Origin of the sequence: Treponema sp. UBA6852, assembly GCA_002449305.1 — a bacterium.
Classification (GTDB): domain Bacteria; phylum Spirochaetota; class Spirochaetia; order Treponematales; family Treponemataceae; genus Treponema_D.
The window spans coordinates 39,238-57,031 of sequence record DKDI01000044.1 but is presented as its reverse complement, the minus strand read 5'-3'; the positions used below and the strand labels follow the sequence as shown (position 1 = coordinate 57,031).

The 17,794-nt window shown below is 42.6% G+C and carries 17 protein-coding genes and 2 tRNA genes; all 19 read left to right on the top strand.

From position 1 onward, the window contains the following. Positions 1 to 204 precede the first annotated feature (204 nt). The 19 genes from B3209_RS09990 to rplB all read left to right on the top strand — a co-directional run bounded on the left by B3209_RS09990 (position 205) and on the right by rplB (position 17,794). Positions 205 to 277: transfer RNA gene (locus B3209_RS09990), tRNA-Thr, on the top strand. Between the two features lie 31 nt (positions 278 to 308). After that, a complete protein-coding gene (gene rpmG, locus B3209_RS09985) occupies positions 309 to 485 on the top strand; it encodes a 50S ribosomal protein L33 (protein WP_177528792.1) in 177 nt (58 codons plus the stop codon). A gap of 37 nt (positions 486 to 522) precedes the next feature. Further along, positions 523 to 595 (top strand) — tRNA-Trp (locus tag B3209_RS09980). A gap of 26 nt (positions 596 to 621) precedes the next feature. Beyond that, complete coding sequence (gene secE / locus B3209_RS09975) at positions 622 to 801, top strand: preprotein translocase subunit SecE (RefSeq protein WP_295795647.1); 180 nt, start codon at positions 622 to 624, stop codon at positions 799 to 801. 9 nt (positions 802 to 810) lie between these two features. Further along, a complete protein-coding gene (gene nusG, locus B3209_RS09970) occupies positions 811 to 1,368 on the top strand; it encodes a transcription termination/antitermination protein NusG (RefSeq protein WP_296662308.1) in 558 nt (185 codons plus the stop codon). Between the two features lie 196 nt (positions 1,369 to 1,564). Further along, positions 1,565 to 1,999, top strand: coding sequence for a 50S ribosomal protein L11 (gene rplK, locus B3209_RS09965; protein ID WP_013702578.1), 435 nt, complete (start codon positions 1,565 to 1,567; stop codon positions 1,997 to 1,999). Then, positions 1,999 to 2,676, top strand: coding sequence for a 50S ribosomal protein L1 (gene rplA, locus B3209_RS09960; protein WP_294014553.1), 678 nt, complete (start codon positions 1,999 to 2,001; stop codon positions 2,674 to 2,676). The genes rplK and rplA overlap by 1 nt, the downstream gene beginning before the upstream one ends. Then, a complete protein-coding gene (rplJ, locus tag B3209_RS09955; RefSeq protein ID WP_273353404.1) occupies positions 2,676 to 3,272 on the top strand; it encodes a 50S ribosomal protein L10 in 597 nt (198 codons plus the stop codon). The genes rplA and rplJ overlap by 1 nt, the downstream gene beginning before the upstream one ends. Positions 3,273 to 3,438: 166 nt before the next feature. Next, positions 3,439 to 3,813 (top strand): 50S ribosomal protein L7/L12, encoded by a 375-nt coding sequence (rplL, locus tag B3209_RS09950; protein WP_013702575.1) that lies wholly within the window; start codon positions 3,439 to 3,441, stop codon positions 3,811 to 3,813. Between the two features lie 240 nt (positions 3,814 to 4,053). Further along, a complete protein-coding gene (gene rpoB, locus B3209_RS09945; RefSeq protein ID WP_296662305.1) occupies positions 4,054 to 7,611 on the top strand; it encodes a DNA-directed RNA polymerase subunit beta in 3,558 nt (1,185 codons plus the stop codon). Then, positions 7,604 to 12,088 carry a DNA-directed RNA polymerase subunit beta' gene (rpoC, locus tag B3209_RS09940; RefSeq protein ID WP_296662303.1) on the top strand — a complete coding sequence of 1,495 codons (4,485 nt, stop codon included), beginning with the start codon at positions 7,604 to 7,606 and terminating at the stop codon, positions 12,086 to 12,088. The genes rpoB and rpoC overlap by 8 nt, the downstream gene beginning before the upstream one ends. Positions 12,089 to 12,236: 148 nt before the next feature. Continuing rightward, positions 12,237 to 12,611 (top strand): 30S ribosomal protein S12, encoded by a 375-nt coding sequence (gene rpsL / locus B3209_RS09935; RefSeq protein ID WP_013702572.1) that lies wholly within the window; start codon positions 12,237 to 12,239, stop codon positions 12,609 to 12,611. A gap of 15 nt (positions 12,612 to 12,626) precedes the next feature. Next, entirely contained in the window at positions 12,627 to 13,097 is a 471-nt protein-coding gene (gene rpsG / locus B3209_RS09930) for a 30S ribosomal protein S7 (RefSeq protein WP_277299596.1), read from the top strand. Positions 13,098 to 13,756: 659 nt separating this feature from the next. Continuing rightward, on the top strand, positions 13,757 to 14,944 hold the full coding sequence (gene tuf / locus B3209_RS09925) for an elongation factor Tu (RefSeq protein ID WP_013702570.1): 1,188 nt from the start codon (positions 13,757 to 13,759) through the stop codon (positions 14,942 to 14,944). A gap of 48 nt (positions 14,945 to 14,992) precedes the next feature. Next, positions 14,993 to 15,301 carry a 30S ribosomal protein S10 gene (rpsJ, locus tag B3209_RS09920; RefSeq protein ID WP_013702569.1) on the top strand — a complete coding sequence of 103 codons (309 nt, stop codon included), beginning with the start codon at positions 14,993 to 14,995 and terminating at the stop codon, positions 15,299 to 15,301. An 81-nt stretch (positions 15,302 to 15,382) separates the two neighbouring features. Then, positions 15,383 to 16,003: a 50S ribosomal protein L3 gene (rplC, locus tag B3209_RS09915; protein ID WP_013702568.1), complete on the top strand. Its 621-nt coding sequence runs from the start codon at positions 15,383 to 15,385 to the stop codon at positions 16,001 to 16,003. A 14-nt stretch (positions 16,004 to 16,017) separates the two neighbouring features. Then, positions 16,018 to 16,656, top strand: coding sequence for a 50S ribosomal protein L4 (rplD, locus tag B3209_RS09910; RefSeq protein ID WP_277078684.1), 639 nt, complete (start codon positions 16,018 to 16,020; stop codon positions 16,654 to 16,656). Next, complete coding sequence (locus B3209_RS09905; protein WP_013702566.1) at positions 16,656 to 16,940, top strand: 50S ribosomal protein L23; 285 nt, start codon at positions 16,656 to 16,658, stop codon at positions 16,938 to 16,940. The genes rplD and B3209_RS09905 overlap by 1 nt, the downstream gene beginning before the upstream one ends. Positions 16,941 to 16,969: 29 nt before the next feature. After that, positions 16,970 to 17,794: a 50S ribosomal protein L2 gene (gene rplB, locus B3209_RS09900; protein WP_013702565.1), complete on the top strand. Its 825-nt coding sequence runs from the start codon at positions 16,970 to 16,972 to the stop codon at positions 17,792 to 17,794.

Here is a 17,794-nt window from a genome sequence, read left to right as displayed (position 1 = left end):
TCGGTTGATAATCTGTTAAAAAATTACAGTGGATTCTCGTATCGTAGCGCGAGAATGACAAAGAAATAAAAATTCGATATTCAACCTATTGTTCTAAAAATATTATTTGAATTTCAACAAATTCAAGAATCTCTTATTGACATATTTTTTCTATTAAGTTATATTTCCAAAACATACCATTTTTCAAGGGAATATTATCCCTATGCTCTTGTAGCTCAGTCGGTAGAGCACATCGTTGGTAACGATGAGGTCAGCGGTCCGATTCCGCTCGGGAGCTATAAGATTAGAAAAACAGAGGAGCAAATATTATGGCAAGCAAGAAAAAGTCAGCCGTAGAAATCATTGCATTGCAGTGCACAGAATGCAAGCGCAAAAATTACACAACATACAAAAACCGCAAGAATATCACTGGCAAGCTTGAAAAGAACAAGTACTGCCCGTTCTGCCGCAAAGAAATCCTTCACAAGGAAACAAAAGCTAAATAAAATATATGCCTTCTTTTAGGGAGGCTGTATATATTTTAGGTCAGTAGCTCAGTTGGTAGAGTCCCGGTCTCCAAAACCGGTTGTCGCGGGTTCGAGTCCTGCCTGGCCTGTTAATTTACAAAAGACGAGGATGAAAATGAAAAAGATTTTTCAGTTTTTTAAAGAATGTGCCGGAGAGCTTAGAAAAGTAACTTGGCCTACACGCACCGACGTTCTTTCTTCTACAAAAGTTGTTTTCATCTCTACAATTATTGTTGCATTGATTCTTGGTCTTCTTGACTGGCTGTTTACAGAAGGCCTTCGCCTCGTATTCTAGGGGAATCAAATGGCAAGAAGCTGGTATATTCTTCAGACTTATTCAGGCTACGAGCAGAAAATTCAAAGAACATTGGCAACTATGCTCACAGAGCAGAAACTTGATTCAAATGTTGTTTTTCAAGTAAAAGTTCCAATGGAAGAAGTTGTTGAAATTTCAAATGGAAAAAAACACGTCCGCAACAACTTGATTCTTCCTGGCTACATTATGATTGAAATGGATCTTCCGCAGATTGGATGGAAGAACACCTGCTCTTTAATTCGCCGCGTTCAGGGTGTAACAGGTTTTGTTGGTGTTAAGCCTTCTGAAAAACCGCGTCCAATTTCCACAGAAGAAGCAAAAAATATCTTGCAGATGGCTGGCGAGCTTAAAGGTGAAAAACAGGTTCGCATTAAGCAGAATTTTGAAGTCGGCGAGACTGTAAAAATCACAGAAGGTCCTTTTGCAACTTTCAGCGGAGCTATCGAAGACATAAATACAGAAAAGAACAAGCTTCGTGTTAATGTTCAGATTTTTGGAAGAGCAACTCCTGTTGAAGTTGATGTTCTTCAAGTTGAAAAAATATAAGCTGCTCTTTTCAGTTAAGCAGTTTTATGCCAGTTTTAAGCAGCATTTTTAAAGCTGGCTCTGATGTTTGATAGAATTTTGCATTCGCAATGAATGCTTTTTTCTTAATTTGGGAGAAGTGCAAGTCCGTTGGACATAGGCATTTCGCTAGGGGTCAGAAAATCTGATGCCCACCACCAATGTAAGGAGATACATTATGGCCACAAAGAAGGTTACAGCTGTTATTAAACTTCAGTGCCCTGCCGGCGCTGCTACACCAGCTCCACCTATTGGACCGGCTCTTGGACCTCACGGAGTTTCTGCGCCTAAGTTCGTTCAGGAATTCAATGACCGCACAAAGAGCATGGAAAAGGGACTTATTATCCCTGTAGTCATCACTGTCTATCAGGACAAATCTTACACATTTATTCTCAAGACTCCTCCTGCAGCTGTTCTTATTAAGAAGGCTGTTGGAATCCAGAAAGGCTCTGGAAACCCGCTTCGTAACAAGGTTGGAAAACTTTCAAAGGCGTCTCTTGAAGAAATTGCAAAACAGAAACTTCCTGATCTTAATGCAAACGACATTGAGGCTGCTAAGAAAATCATCGCTGGTACTGCTCGCAGTATGGGCGTAGAAGTGGAGGCTGAATAATGAAGCACGGAAAGAAATACCGCGAATCATTGAAGAAATATGATCCGGCAAAGGCTTATGGAATTTCAGAAGCTTGCCAGCTTGTAAAAGATCTTCACTATGTAAAGTTCGATGAAACAGTTGAGCTTTCAGTTTCCCTTAAACTGGAAAAAAACCAGACTGTACGCGATACTCTTGTATTCCCGCATCAGTTTACTGCTGAAAAACGCGTTCTTGTTTTCTGTAAAGATGACCGTGTAAAAGAAGCTCTTGATGCAGGTGCAACTTATGCAGGTACAGAGTACATTGAGAAAGTAAAGGGCGGCTGGCTTGATTTTGATGTTGCTGTTGCTACTCCAGACATGATGAAAGACGTTGGTCGTCTTGGTATGGTTTTGGGACGCAAAGGTCTTATGCCTAACCCTAAGACAGGAACTGTAACACCAAACATTGCGCAGGCTGTCGCTGAACTTAAAAAAGGACGTACAGAATTCCGCGCAGACAAGACTGGTGTTGTTCATATTCCTGTTGGAAAAGTTTCTATGGATTCAAAAGACACAGCTGAAAACGTAAAAGTTTTCCTCACAGAACTTGAGCGCAAAAAGCCAGCTGATGCAAAAATTGGATTTGTACGTTCTGTTTCAATCAGTTCTTCAATGGGACCTGGCGTTTGGATTGACTTTAAGGAGGCAGAATAATGGCTATTTTGGCAAAAAAGATTCAGCCTAGCAAAGCACAGGCTATTGAAGAAGCAAAGAAAGTTCTTAGTGAATATAAAGATTTTATCTTTGTTGAATACAGAGGACTTACTGTTGAGCAGATTTCAAAGCTCCGCCATTCTTTGCGCGAAAAGAATTCACAGTTCAAGGTTATCAAGAATAACTTTGCGCGTGTAGCTTTTGACGAAATGAAGAATGATGCAGTTGCTCAGTATCTTTCTGGACCAACGGCTATTGCCATGATCAAGGAAGAGGCTAATGAATCTGCAAAAGTTTTGTTTGACTTTGCAAAAGAAGCTCCAGCTCTCGTTGTAAAAGGCGCATGGGTAGAAGACGAGCTTTATGATGCTGCAAAAATCGAGGCGTTTGCAAAACTCCCTGGAAAGAAACAGCTTATCGCAATGCTTATGTCTGCAATCAATGGACCTGCAAGAAAACTTGCCGGAACATTGCAAGCATATGTTGAAAAACTGGAAAAAGAAGGTCCGGCTTCTGCAGCTCCAAAAGCGGAAGAGGCAGCTCCTGCGGCAGAGGCTCCAGCAGCCGAAGCGGCTCCAGCTCCAGCAGCTGAGTAAATTCAGTAGGGCAAATGCTTTTTGCGATGCCCAGAGCGGAATTTTTCCCTGCGGTCAGGCTTCATAGCTGTCGACTGTCCGCAGACAAACCGATGCAGGGTTTAGAAACAGTTTGTTTTTATCTGCACGGAAATTACTAATCATATTTGATTACGGAGAAGACAATATGGCAGCTCTTACAAATGATGAAATTCTTGAAGCAATTGCAAACATGACAGTTCAGCAGGCAGCTGATCTCGTAAAAGCAATGGAAGAAAAATTCGGTGTTTCTGCAGCAGCACCTGTAGCAGTAGCAGCAGGTCCAGCAGCGGCAGCTGAAGAAGAGCAGACAGAATTTACTGTTACTCTTGAATCTATTGATCCAGCAAAGAAGATGGATGTTATTAAGGCTGTTAAGGCTGCAACAGGTCTTGGTCTTAAAGAAGCAATGGCAATCGTTACTGGTGCTCCACAGGTTGTTAAAGAGGGAGTATCTAAGGCTGATGCTGACAAGCTTATCGCAGACATCACTGCTGCTGGTGGAAAAGTTAGCAAGAAATAATCTGGCAGATGCTTGATTGTTTTTCTTCAAGATATTTATAAAACTTGAACTCTAGCTTCAGGGAAAGGTTTTCCTTTTCCTGAGGCTTTTGTTGTCAAAAGAGCCTGCAGGTTGGCTTGAAAATAAAAACAAATCTGCCGGGACAGAGATTTCCGATAGGGCGCTTTTTCTCGTGCTGAGCAAAGTCTTTGCTTGTAGCGGTTTGGGCGTACCAGTTCATAACCCCTAAAGAGGTATTTGATGTTCGCAAAGAGCAAGAAAATTGTTCGCCAGTACATAGGAAAAGACATCCAGGATTTCATGGAGCTTCCTAATCTTATCGACATTCAGCTTTCTTCCTATGAAGAATTCATTCAAAAAGACAGAATTGAAAAAGGTGAGCCGCTTTTAAATCAAGGACTTCAGGAAGTTTTCACTTCAACTTTCCCTATTGAAAGTCCGGCTGGTGATATGTCGCTTGAATATGAATTTTATGAGCTTGACTACGATGGCATGAAATTCACTGAACAGGAATGCAAGAAAAAAGGTGTTTCTTATGCAGTTCCTTTAAAAGCCCGCATCAATCTTAATTTTAAAGAAACTGGAGCTATTCTCCAAAAAGATATTTACATGGGCGATGTTCCTCTTATGACAGACAGGGGAACTTTCGTTATCAATGGAGCAGAACGCGTTGTTGTAAGCCAGATTCACCGTTCGCCTGGAGTTATTTTTCAGCGCGACAAGGGCGTTTTGTCTAGCCGCATAATTCCTTACCGCGGTTCTTGGCTTGAATTTGAAATCGACCAGAAAAAAGAACTTATTTACGCAAAAATTGACCGCAAGAAAAAAATCTTGGGAACAATTTTTCTCCGCGCGCTTGGATATTCGACACGTGAAGAAATTATAAATTGCTTCTATGTTACGGAAGATGTAAAAATTCCTTCAGATGCAGAAAAACGTGACGAGCTTTCAGGAAGAGTTCTTGGAAAACCAGTAATCATAAAAGATGAAGAAACCGGTGAAGAAAAAAAGTTGTTCCGAGCAGGAGACAAGCTTCATCCGCATGATATTGATGACCTTGTTGCAAACGGAATCAAGGAAATAAATGTAATAAAGTTCAACATGAAAAAACGCCCTGACGACAAAGAGGAAAAAAATCCCTCTTTGGACAGCGAAATGATTGTGAACTGCTTTGAGCGTGAAGAAATTGTATTCTCCAAGGAAGGTTCTTCTACAGCGGATGAGCCTACAAAGGAAGAGTGCCTTTCAAAAGTTTACGCTGTATTGATGCCGGGCGAGCCGATTACTGTTGAGGCTGCAGAACGCGACCTTACAACTATGTTCTTTAGTGTCCGCCGCTACGACTTGGGACGTGTTGGACGCTACAAGCTTAATAAAAAATTTGACTATAAAGAGCCAGTTGAAGATGTAACTCTTACAAAGGAAGACATCATCAACACAATGAAGCATCTTATAGAAGTTTACATTGGCGATGAACCTCTCGATGATATTGACCACTTGGGACGCCGCCGTGTTCGTTCTGTTGGCGAGCTTCTTACAAACCAGTTCAAGACAGCTTTTGCACGCATGGAGCGTATTGCAAAGGACCGCATGAACTTAAAGGAAACAGAAACTCTTAAGCCAGGCGACTTGATTTCTATAAAGCCGATCATTTCTTCTATCCGTGAGTTTTTTGGTTCAAGCCAGCTTTCTCAGTTCATGGATCAGTGTAATCCGCTTGCAGAACTTACTCATAAACGCCGTCTTAACGCATTGGGACCGGGCGGTCTTTCACGTGACAGAGCAGGCTTTGAAGTTCGCGACGTTCACTATACTCATTATGGACGAATGTGTCCTATTGAAACTCCTGAAGGTCCGAATATCGGTCTTATTGTTTCTCTTGCTATTTTTACCCGCGTAAATGAATATGGATTCCTTGAAGAGCCTTACCGCAAAGTTGTAAATGGAAAGGCGACTAATGAAGTTGAATATCTTGATCCAATGGATGAAGATAAATACTATGTTGGTCAGGTTACAGAAGGAATGAAGGCTGACGGTTCGTTCCCTACAGACTTGGTTTCTTGCCGCCACCGTGGAGATTACACAAGCCGTTCTCCAAAAGACATTCAGTATATGGACGTTTCACCGCGCCAGGTAATTTCTGTTTCAGCTTCTCTTGTTCCGTTCCTTGAGCATGACGATGCTAACCGCGCGTTGATGGGTTGTAACATGCAGCGTCAGGCTGTTCCGCTTTTGTTCCCGGAGCCTCCTCATGTTGGTACTGGAATGGAGCAGAAGACAGCTTACGATTCTGGAGTTCTTACAAAAGCCCGCCGTGCTGGAACTGTAAAATGGGTTGAAAGCGATCTTATTAAAATTAAGCCGGATGGAGTCAAAGGCGATGTATTTGATGAATATCCGTTGCTCAAATATCAGAAGACAAACAGCGATACTGTAAATCATCAGCGTCCTACAGTTCAGGTTGGCGAGCACGTTGAAGTTGGCGGAGTCATCGCAGACGGTCCTGCTACTTTCAACGGCGAGCTTGCATTGGGACGCAATATTCTTGTTGGATTTGTTCCGTGGAATGGATACAACTACGAGGATGCTGTTTTGATCAGTCAGCGCGTTGTAAAAGAGGATATGTATACTTCTGTTCATATCCACGAGTTCCAGACTGAAATCCGCGAAACAAAACTTGGACCAGAGCGCATTACACGCGACATTCCAAACACTTCAGAAAAGATTCTTGACAATCTCGACTCTGAAGGAATTGTCCGCATCGGCGCAAAAGTCCGCTCCGGAGATATTCTTGTTGGAAAAGTTACTCCAAAAAGCGAAACTGAAACTACACCGGAATTCAAGCTTTTGAATTCTATTTTCGGTGAAAAGGCAAAAGAAGTCCGCGACTCTTCACTTAAACTTCCTCATGGAGTTCAGGGCGTTGTAATTGACATTCAGCGTCTTAAGAGAAGTGAAGGCGATGAGCTTCAGCCTGGCGTAGATGAGCAGGTAAAAGTTATTATCGCAGACAAACGCAAGCTTGTTGTTGGTGATAAGATGGCCGGACGCCACGGAAACAAAGGTGTTGTTGCACGCATTCTTCCTGTTGAGGATATGCCTTACCTTGAGGATGGAACTCCGCTCGATGTTTGCTTGAACCCTCTTGGTGTTCCTTCGCGCATGAATATTGGACAGATTATGGAATCTGAGCTTGGAAGAGCCGGTCTTGTTTTGAATGAATGGTACAATTCGCCTGCGTTCCAGACACCTAGTCAGGAGCAGATTGCAGAAAAACTTGTTCAGGCTGGACTTTCGCCGGACTGTAAGCAGATTGTGCACGACGGATTTACAGGCGAGCCTTTCCTGAACCCAATCTTCGTTGGTGTTATATACTTTATGAAGCTTCACCACTTGGTTGACGACAAGATGCACGCTCGTTCAACAGGTCCTTATTCTCTTGTTACACAGCAGCCATTGGGAGGAAAAGCCCAGTTTGGTGGTCAGCGTCTTGGAGAAATGGAAGTTTGGGCACTTGAGGCTTATGGCGCTGCAAATACATTGCAGGAAATGATGACAATCAAATCTGATGATATGAACGGACGTTCTAAAGTTTATGAGTCGATTGTCAAGGGTGAGCCAACTGCTCCAATTGGAGTGCCGGAATCATTCAATGTTTTGGTTCAGGAACTTCGTGGACTTGCGTTGGACTTTACTATTTATGATGACAAAGGCAAGCAGATTGCCCTTACTGAACGTGATCAGGAGCTTATTGACAAAGTAGGCGCTGGTTTTGACAAGGAGAACGAAAATGCGTGATATTCAGGATTTCACAAGCCTTAAAATTAAACTTGCTTCCCCGGAAAATATCCGTTCATGGTCTTACGGTGAAGTAAAAAAGCCGGAAACTATAAATTACCGCACTCTTCGCCCGGAGAGGGACGGTCTTTTCTGCGAGCGTATCTTTGGTACAACAAAAGAATGGGAATGCTACTGCGGAAAATTCAAGTCAATCCGCTATAAAGGCGTTGTCTGCGACCGCTGTGGAGTTGAAGTTACACACTTTAAAGTCCGCCGTGAGCGCACTGGACACATTGACTTGGCGGCTCCTGTTAGCCACATTTGGTATTATCATTCAGTTCCTAGCCGCATGGGACTTTTGCTTGATTTGCAGGTGGCAGCTCTCCGCTCAATTCTTTACTATGAAAAGTACATTGTAATTGAGCCGGGCGACACGGATTTAAAGAAAAATCAGCTTTTGACAGAAGATGAATATCTTGAAGCGCAGGAACGTTATGGCGGCGCATTTACAGCAGGAATGGGAGCAGAGGCAATAAAGACTTTACTTGAAAACCTTGACCTTGACGCTCTTGCTGCTGAACTTCGTGCAAAAATGATTGAAAAAGGTCCAAAGAGCGATAAGCGTCTTTTGAAGAGAATTGAAATTGTAGAGAATTTCCGCACTTCAGAAAACAAAGCGTCTTGGATGATTTTGGATGTTATTCCGGTTATTCCGCCGGATTTGCGTCCTATGGTTCAGCTTGACGGAGGACGCTTTGCAACTTCCGACTTGAATGACCTTTATCGCCGTGTTATTAACCGCAACAACCGTTTAAAGAAGCTTCAGTCTTTGTCTGCGCCGGACATTATTATCCGCAACGAAAAACGCATGCTTCAGGAAGCGGTTGATTCATTGTTTGACAATTCTAAGCGCAAACAGCGTGTTCTAAAAGGCGCCGCAAACCGTCCGCTTAAATCAATCAGCGATATGCTTAAAGGAAAGCAGGGACGTTTCCGCCAGAATTTGCTTGGAAAACGTGTTGATTACTCTGGACGTTCTGTAATTGTTGTTGGACCTGAGCTTAAGCTTTGGCAGTGCGGTCTTCCTGAAAAAATGGCATTGGAACTTTTCAAGCCGTTTATAATGAAGAAACTTGTTGACAAGGGCGTTGTATTTAATATTAAAAAGGCTCGTTCACTTGTAGAAAGTGAATCCACAGAAGTTTTTGCAATTCTTGATGAAGTAGTCCGTGAGCATCCTGTAATGCTTAACCGTGCTCCTACTTTGCACCGTTTGGGAATTCAGGCATTTGAACCAGTCCTTGTTCCTGGAAAAGCATTGAAGCTTCATCCTTTGGCTTGTAAAGCATTTAACGCCGACTTCGATGGAGACCAGATGGCAATCCACGTGCCTCTTACTCAGGCAGCTCAAATGGAATGCTGGACACTTATGCTTTCTGCCCGCAACCTTCTTGACCCGGCAAACGGAAACACTATTGTAGCTCCTTCTCAGGACATGGTTTTGGGAATTTACTACATGACTTCTATAAAGCCGAATGCAAAGGGCACAGGAAAATTCTTCTCTAGCGCAGATGAAGTTCGTCTTGCGGCTTCTAGCGGAGCAATTGAATGGCAAGCGGAAATCAAGGTTCACAAAAATATTCTCAATAAGTGCGTAAACAACGACAAAGAGCCTGACAGCAAGTACATTCTTACATCAGCAGGCCGCATGGCTTTCAATGAGTCAATGCCGGACGAAGTTGACTTTTACAACGAGCAGCTCGGCGACAAAAAACTCAAGAAGATGATTGAAAGCGTTTACCACAACGAGCAGACAAGCGACAAGCGTATAAAGAGTCTTATTGAAGAAAAATATCAGTTTGAAACTTTTGATGCGGAAACATTGGATAAAGTTATTGAAGACGCTTCCCTCAGAAAACAGATTGATAAAATCTACAATAGAGAAACTCCGCTTGAAGAATACAAGCTCAGAAAAATTCTTCCGAGTCTTTACGCTATTGACCGTGGCTGGCTTACAATTCAGATGCTTGATGCAATCAAGGCTTGCGGATACAAAAACGCTACATTCTATGGCGCAACTCTTTCAATGGACGACATTCTTGTTCCGGAAGAAAAAGAGGCTATGGTTGCAGAAGCAAACAAGGAAGTTGAAAAAATTGTTGGACAGTGGAACAGCGGTGCTATTACAGCCGATGAACGCTACAACAAGTCTGTTACAGTTTGGGAAAACACAAACGAAAAGCTTACAAACCTCATGATGGACAACCTTGCAAAGCATAAAGACGGATTCAATACTATCTATATGATGGCTACATCCGGTGCCCGTGGTTCTAAAAAGCAGATTTCCCAGCTTGCGGCAATGCGTGGACTTATGCAGAAGCCTAACGGAGACATCATTGAGCTTCCAATCCGTGCAAACTTTAAGGAAGGACTTTCAGTTATTGAGTTCTTTATTTCAACAAACGGTGCGCGCAAAGGTTTGTCTGATACAGCTTTGAAGACTGCTGATGCCGGTTACATGACACGCCGCCTTGTAGATGTTGCCCAGGATGTTGTTGTAAATGAAGAAGACTGCGGAACAATCAACGGAATTGACTATTCTGCAATAAAGGACGGAGACACTGTTACAGTTCCTTTGGCAAAACGCATTGCAGGCCATTATACAATCGAGCGCGTAATCGACCCTGTTTCCGGCGAGCTTCTTTGCGATGTAAACCAGTATATAGATGAAAGTCTTGCTGAAAAAATTGACAAGGCTGGAGTTGAAAAAGTTAAGCTGCGCACAGTTCTCACTTGTGAAAGCAAACACGGAATTTGTGTAAAATGCTACGGAAAAGACCTTGCCCGCAACAAGATTGTTGAAATCGGTGAAGCAGTTGGAACTATTGCGGCTCAGTCAATTGGTCAGCCTGGTACACAGCTTACACTTCGTACATTCCATACCGGTGGTGCTGCGGAAGGTGGACAGAAAGATAACCACATCGCAATGAAATACGATGTTTATATCAAAAGCCTTGAAGGAACTCATGTTGTTGCAAAAAATGGCGACTGGCTCTTTACACGCCGTGGCTCAATGATTGTTACAAAGCTGTTCAAGTCCTATGCTTTTGATTCTTCCGATGAAGTTCTTGTTGAAGACGGCGCTTATGTCCGCAAGGATAATCCGATTTTGAAACACAAAGGACAGGAAGTTCTTGCTTCTGATTCTGGCCGCATTATCATAAGAGACAATGTTGTTTATCTTACAAGCAATGACCAGAAAGTTGAAATTTCCAACGGTTCGACTGTATATGCAAAATTCACAGAAGCTTCGTGCATTGCAAAAGCTGGCGAGCCTGTAGGAGAGTTCGATCCTTATAGCGAGCCGATTATTGCGGAAGTTTCTGGCTACATTCATTATGAAGACATCATTGACGGCGTAACTCTTGAAACAAAGACTGATATTCAGACTGGAGCTGTTGAACGCCGTATTTCTGATCTTCATCTTGATGTAAAGCAGCCTCGTATTATTATTACGGATGAAGATGGAAACGAGCTTGGAAGTTACCACATGCCGGTTGGAGCTATTTTGAGCAACGACATCAAGGACAAGGGAAAGGTTGAAGCTGGAACAACTCTTGCAAAAATGGCTAAAGACGCTGCAAAGGCAAACGACATTACTCTTGGTCTTCCTCGCGTTTCTGAGCTTTTCGAAGCACGCAAACCAAAGAATCCTGCTGTAATAGCAAAGATTACTGGAACTGTAAAATTTGACAAGATTGTAAAAGGAAAAAGAACAGTTATCGTTGTTGACGAATACGGAAAGGAGCACAGCCACCTTGTTCCTATGGTTAAGCGTCTCCTTGTTCGTGATGGCGATAAGGTTGAAGCCGGAGAAAAACTTTGCGATGGAGCAGTAGACGCACACGATGTTCTTTCTGTTCTTGGCGAAGACCGTCTTCAGAACTTCCTTATGGATGAAATTCAGTCTGTTTACCGCGCTCAGGGCGTAGATATTAACGATAAGCACATCGGAACTATTATCCGCCAGATGCTTAAAAAAGTCGAAATCATCAAAGTTGGCGACACAAGATTTATCTACGGTCAGCAGGTTGACAAGTACACATTCCGTGAAGAAAACGACAGAGTTGTTGCGGAAGGCGGACAGCCAGCTGTTGCGTGCCCTATGTTCCAGGGAATTACAAAAGCCGCTCTTGCTGCTGATTCATTCATTTCGGCTTGTTCGTTCCAGGAAACAACCCGTGTTCTTACAAACGCTGCAATTGCAGGTTCTGTGGATAATCTTCATGGTCTTAAGGAAAATATTATTATCGGACACAGAATTCCTGCTGGTACAGGAATCCGCCAGTACAACAATGTAAAACTTTCAGACAATTCAAGTGCTGACTTGGATGCCAAGGTGAAGGAAATTCTTGAGCAGCGTATGCTTGAAATGAAGGAAGCCGAAGAAGCTGCTGTTGTTCCGGCTATGGATTCCGCATCGGACGAGGATTAAAAATTGCCAGTCGCTAGGAAAATTCAACTTTTTCTGGCGGCTTTGGCAAAATTCCCTTGACGAAAATAGTTTGAATTCTGTAGAATTAGATACTTATTTTGTTATTCTGTCCGAGGTGCTGCTCGGCAATAATATAGGAGAATAGGCGATGCCTACAATAAACCAATTAATTCGTAAAGGACGTCAGTCTTCTGCAAAAAGAACTAAGGCCCCCGCACTTCAGTCTTGCCCGCAGAAACGCGGTGTTTGCACACGTGTTATGACAATGACTCCAAAAAAACCGAACTCGGCTCTTCGTAAGATTGCCCGTGTTCGCTTGAGCAACGGAATCGAAGTTACTGCATATATTCCAGGAATTGGACATAACTTGCAGGAACACTCAGTTGTACTTGTTCGCGGTGGACGTGTAAAGGATCTTCCTGGTGTACGCTACCACATTATCCGCGGTACAAAAGATACTCTTGGTGTTGATGGACGCAAAAGAGCCCGTTCAAAATACGGTGCTAAAAAACCAAAGGCATAATAGGAGGTTAATACTATGGGAAGACATAAGAAATCAGTTAACCGTCCGGTTATGCCAGACGAAAGATACAACAGCGTAGTTATTTCAAAATTCGTAACACGCATGATGCTTGATGGAAAAAAACAGATTTGTCAGAAAATCGTTTATGATGCTTTGGACAAATTGAAGACAAAGACTGACAAGGATCCACTTGAAGTATTCCTTAAGGCTTTGGAAAATGTAAAGCCAATGGTGGAAGTAAAAAGCCGCCGCGTTGGTGGAGCTACATATCAGGTTCCTATTGAAATTCGTGACGCACGCCGCGAAGCTCTTGGAATGAGATGGATGATTAACGCTGCCCGTTCACGCAACGGACACGGAATGGCAGAAACTCTTGCCGCTGAAATCTTTGATGCTTTCAACAACACAGGTTCTGCTTATAAGAAGAAGGAAGATACACACAAAATGGCAGAAGCAAACAAGGCTTTTGCTCATTACCGCTGGTAGTTCTTGCTTGTTCAGAACAGCCGCTTTGGTTTTCCAAGGCGGTTTTTTTATATATTTATAAAAGTGACAAAATTACGATTTTTATTGAAATTCGTCTTAAATCAGATATTTTCAATTATTTTCTAAATAAAAGTTTTTAGCCTCTTGATTTTTTTTTGAAAAAAGTATATAAATACAGAACATTTATGCCTTTATAAGGCGTATTCTGCATTTTTGCAGACAGAGTGTTTGATAGTCGGACGGACAGTTAAAACTGTCTGGTGAAAATCGTAAAACTTCCGCAGTGCGGCTGTAGAGTTTCACACCCTGAATGTGCAGAAAGTTTCGTTGAAACTTTCTATACAAATGGTTGCGTGTTCAGGCTTCTGACTGGCTGAAAGAATTGCTCCCACAGTTTTGTTTCAGCTAAAAAAGGTTCTGAATTCCAAACCAATCGTCAGCCCGGATGATGCTAGGTGGAAAAGGCCAGCTGCTTCGAATAGATGAAACAGAATTTTTGATGTTGTCCATTCACGTATAGAATCGTCCTAGTTAAATTGGTCAAGTGTGTATGCGAAAATATTGTCTGCTTTTTAAGAGGCATATTTTCTGGCTTAAAGTGCAACACATAAAATACAACATAATGCCGCAGTAAAACACTGCAAGGCAAGGAGAAAATCATGGCAAAGGAAGAGTTCAACAGAACTAAACCTCACATGAACGTTGGTACTATCGGTCACGTTGACCATGGTAAGACTACACTTTCTGCTGCTATCACTGCTTATTGTGCAAAAAAATACGGTGATAAGCTCTTGAAGTACGATGAAATCGACAATGCGCCAGAGGAAAAGGCTCGTGGTATCACTATCAACAGCCGCCACCTTGAGTATCAGTCTGACAAGCGTCACTATGCACATATTGACTGCCCAGGACATGCTGACTACATCAAGAACATGATTACTGGTGCTGCTCAGATGGATGGAGCTATCCTCGTTGTTTCTGCTCCAGATTCAGTTATGCCACAGACAAAAGAGCACCTTCTTCTTGCTCGTCAGGTTGGCGTACCAAAGATTATTGTATTTCTTAACAAAGTTGACCTTGTTGATGATCCAGATCTTCTTATGCTCGTTGTTGATGAAGTAAAAGAAACTCTCAAAGGATACGGCTTCTCTGAGGATACACCAATTATCCAGGGATCTGCATTCAAGGCTTTGAATGAATCTGACAATCCAGAAAACACAAAATGCATTGAAGAGCTTCTTACAGCTATGGACACATGGTTTGATGATCCAGTTCGCGATGATCAGAAGCCATTCCTTATGCCAATTGAAGATATCTTCACAATCACAGGACGTGGTACTGTTGTTACTGGTCGTATCGAGCGTGGTGTTATCCACATGGGTGACGCTGTTGAAATCGTTGGTATCCGCCCAACACAGTCTTCTACTGTAACTGGAATCGAAATGTTCAACAAGACTCTTAACGAAGGTATGGCTGGTGACAATGCTGGTATTCTTCTTCGTGGTGTTGAAAAGAAAGATGTTATTCGTGGACAGGTTCTTGCTGCTCCAGGAAGCATTCACCCACACACAAAGTTCGAGGCTCAGATTTACGTTCTTTCAAAGGAAGAAGGTGGACGCCACAGCCCGTTCTTTACAGGTTATCGCCCACAGTTCTACTTCAGAACAACAGACATTACTGGTACTGTTGAGCTTGAACCAGGAACAGACATGGTAAAACCTGGCGACAATGTTAAGATTATCGGTGAACTTATTCACCCAATCGCTATGGATGAAGGTCTTAAGCTTGCTATCCGTGAAGGTGGACGCACAATCGCTTCTGGACAGGTAACAAAGATTATCGAATAGTTATTGAAGGGCAGAAGGCTTAGCTTTCTGCCCTATTTGGAGAATATCATGGCAAATGGCAAGATTCGTGTAAGACTTCGTGCTTTTGACGTAGCTCTTATCGATCAGAGCGCAAAAGACATCGTGCAGCAGGTTCAGAAGGCAGGAGCAAAGGTTTCAGGACCAATTCCGCTTCCAACAAGAATCAATAAAGTTACAGTTCTCCGTTCACCTTTCGTTAACAAGAAGTCACGTGAACAGTTTGAAATGAGAACTCACAAACGCCTTATTGACATTTTTGAACCGAGTTCAGAAGTAATGGATTCTTTGATGAAACTTGAACTTCCAGCAGGTGTTGATGTAGAAATTAAGCAGTAATCGGAATAGAATTCGGTTTCTGTAAAATAAAGGTAACGGTCCCCTTGGATCGGGGATGGCGGCCAAGTTTAGGAGATTCAGATGAAAGGTCTGATAGCAAAAAAAGTAGGAATGACACAGGTTTTCGATGAAAACGGCAATCTGACACCAGTAACCGTGATCCGCGTCGAGCCAAACACTGTTGTTGCTACAAAGACACAGGAAAAGTGCGGCTATGAAGCTGTTGTCCTTGGACTTGAGGATTTGAAGCCTCACAAGATTACAAAGCCATACGCAAAGCAGTTTCCAGAGAACATTACACCAAAGCGTCATCTTAAAGAATTCAGAGACTTTGAAGGTGAAGTTAAAGTTGGCGACCAGATTGGTGTAGAATTGTTTGAAAAGGTTCGTTTCATCGACGTAACTGCTACCTCAAAGGGTAAAGGTTTTCAGGGTGTAATGAAGAGATGGGGCTTCCACGGCGGACGTGCTACACACGGTTCAAAATTCCATCGTGAAGCTGGCGGCACTGGATGCTGTACAACTCCGGGACATTGTCTTAAAAATGTTAAGATGCCTGGCCGCATGGGGTTTGATCGCGTTACAGTACAAAACCTCAAGGTTGTGAAAGTTGACCCTGAGCTCAATGTTTTGATGGTTCGTGGTGCAGTTCCTGGTGTAAGAAACTGTACTCTTATCGTTAAGGCTGCGGTTAAGAAATAAGGTCGAGGAATAGTATGGAAAAGAAAGTCTATTCAATCGATGGCAAAGAACTCAGGACTATCAATCTTGATGACAAAATTTTCGGACTTCCAATTAACGAAGATGTTATTTACTATGCCATCACTAACGAATTAGCAAATAAACGTGTTGGAACAGCATGTACAAAAACACGTGCAGAAGTTCATGGCAGCAATGCTAAGCCTTACAAGCAGAAGGGAACTGGTAATGCACGTCGTGGTGATAAAAAATCTCCAATTACAGTTGGCGGTGGTACAATTTTTGGACCGAAACCACGTGATTACAGCTATGCAATTCCAAAGAAAGAAAAACGTCTCGCAATGAAGTCTATCTTGAGTCTTCAGGCTCAGGCAGACAGACTTACTGTTGTTGAAGATTTTACTATTGAAAGCGGAAAGACAAAGGACTTGGTAAAAATCCTTAAGAATTTTGTAAAAGACGAGCGCACTGTTATTCTCCTTAAAGATGACGATGCAAAAATCAAGCAGGCAGGAAGAAACCTTCCGAATGTTTATTTCCTCTCTTACAACCGTCTTCGTGCGCATGATCTCTTCTACGGAAGAAAAATCATCATGCTTGAAGGTGCTGCAAAAAATCTTTCTGATTTCTATGCTGAAGACAAGGAGGCAAAATAATGACATTCAATGATGTTCTTATTAAACCTGTTCTTTCTGAAAAAGCAACAGCACTCCGTGAACAGAATAAATATACTTTTATTGTTGATCCTGCAGCTACAAAGTTTCAGATTAAAGAAGCTGTACGCAAGCTTTTTAATGTAAATGTTGAAGACTGCAAAACTATCAATGTAAAAGGAAAAATCAAGCGTCTTCGCGGAAGACCTGGAAGAACTGCTGGCTACAAAAAAGCAATCGTAAAGCTTGCCGCTGGCGAAACAATCAAGGTGTTTGAAGGTGTTTAAGCCTTTGAACTGTAAGTAAGGGGAACCATATGGCTCTTAAGATATACAAGCCTTATTCAAAAGGTACACGCGGCCGTGTTGACTTGGTTCGCGAAGAATTGACAGCCGATAAACCCGAAAAGAGCTTGACTCATGGCCGCAAATCAAAAGCTGGTCGTGGCGCAGGCGGACGTATTTCTGTACGTCATCAGGGCGGCGGTCATAAAAGAAAATACCGTGAAATCGATTTTAGACGCGATAAGCATGGTATTCCTGGAACTGTAAAGACAATTGAATATGATCCATTCCGCAGTGCAAACATTGCTTTGATTGCTTATGCTGATGGTGAAAAACGCTACATCATTGCTCCAAAAGGTCTTACAGTTGGACAGAAAATTATGTCTGGTGAAAATGCAGCTCCTACTGTAGCTAATGCTCTTCCACTGGATGTTATTCCAATCGGATTCACTGTACACAATATTGAGCTTACTCTTGGCCGTGGCGGACAGCTTGTTCGTTCAGCTGGAACAGGAGCTCTTGTTGCTGCAAAAGAAGGTGATTACGTAACTATAAAGCTTCCTTCAGGAGAGCTTCGCCGTATTCACAGAAAGTGCTATGCAACAATCGGTATTGTTGGAAATGAAGACCGCATGAATACTAAGCTTGGTAAAGCTGGACGCAACAGATGGCGTGGTATTCGCCCGACTGTACGTGGTATGGCAATGAACCCTGTTGATCATCCGCTTGGTGGTGGTGAAGGCGCTGGAAAAGGACATCAGCCTGTTACTCCTTGGGGACAGCCTTGCCGTGGTTATAAAACACGCAATAAGAGAAAGACTTCTAGTCGTTTCATTATTAGTCGCCGCAAGAAGTAG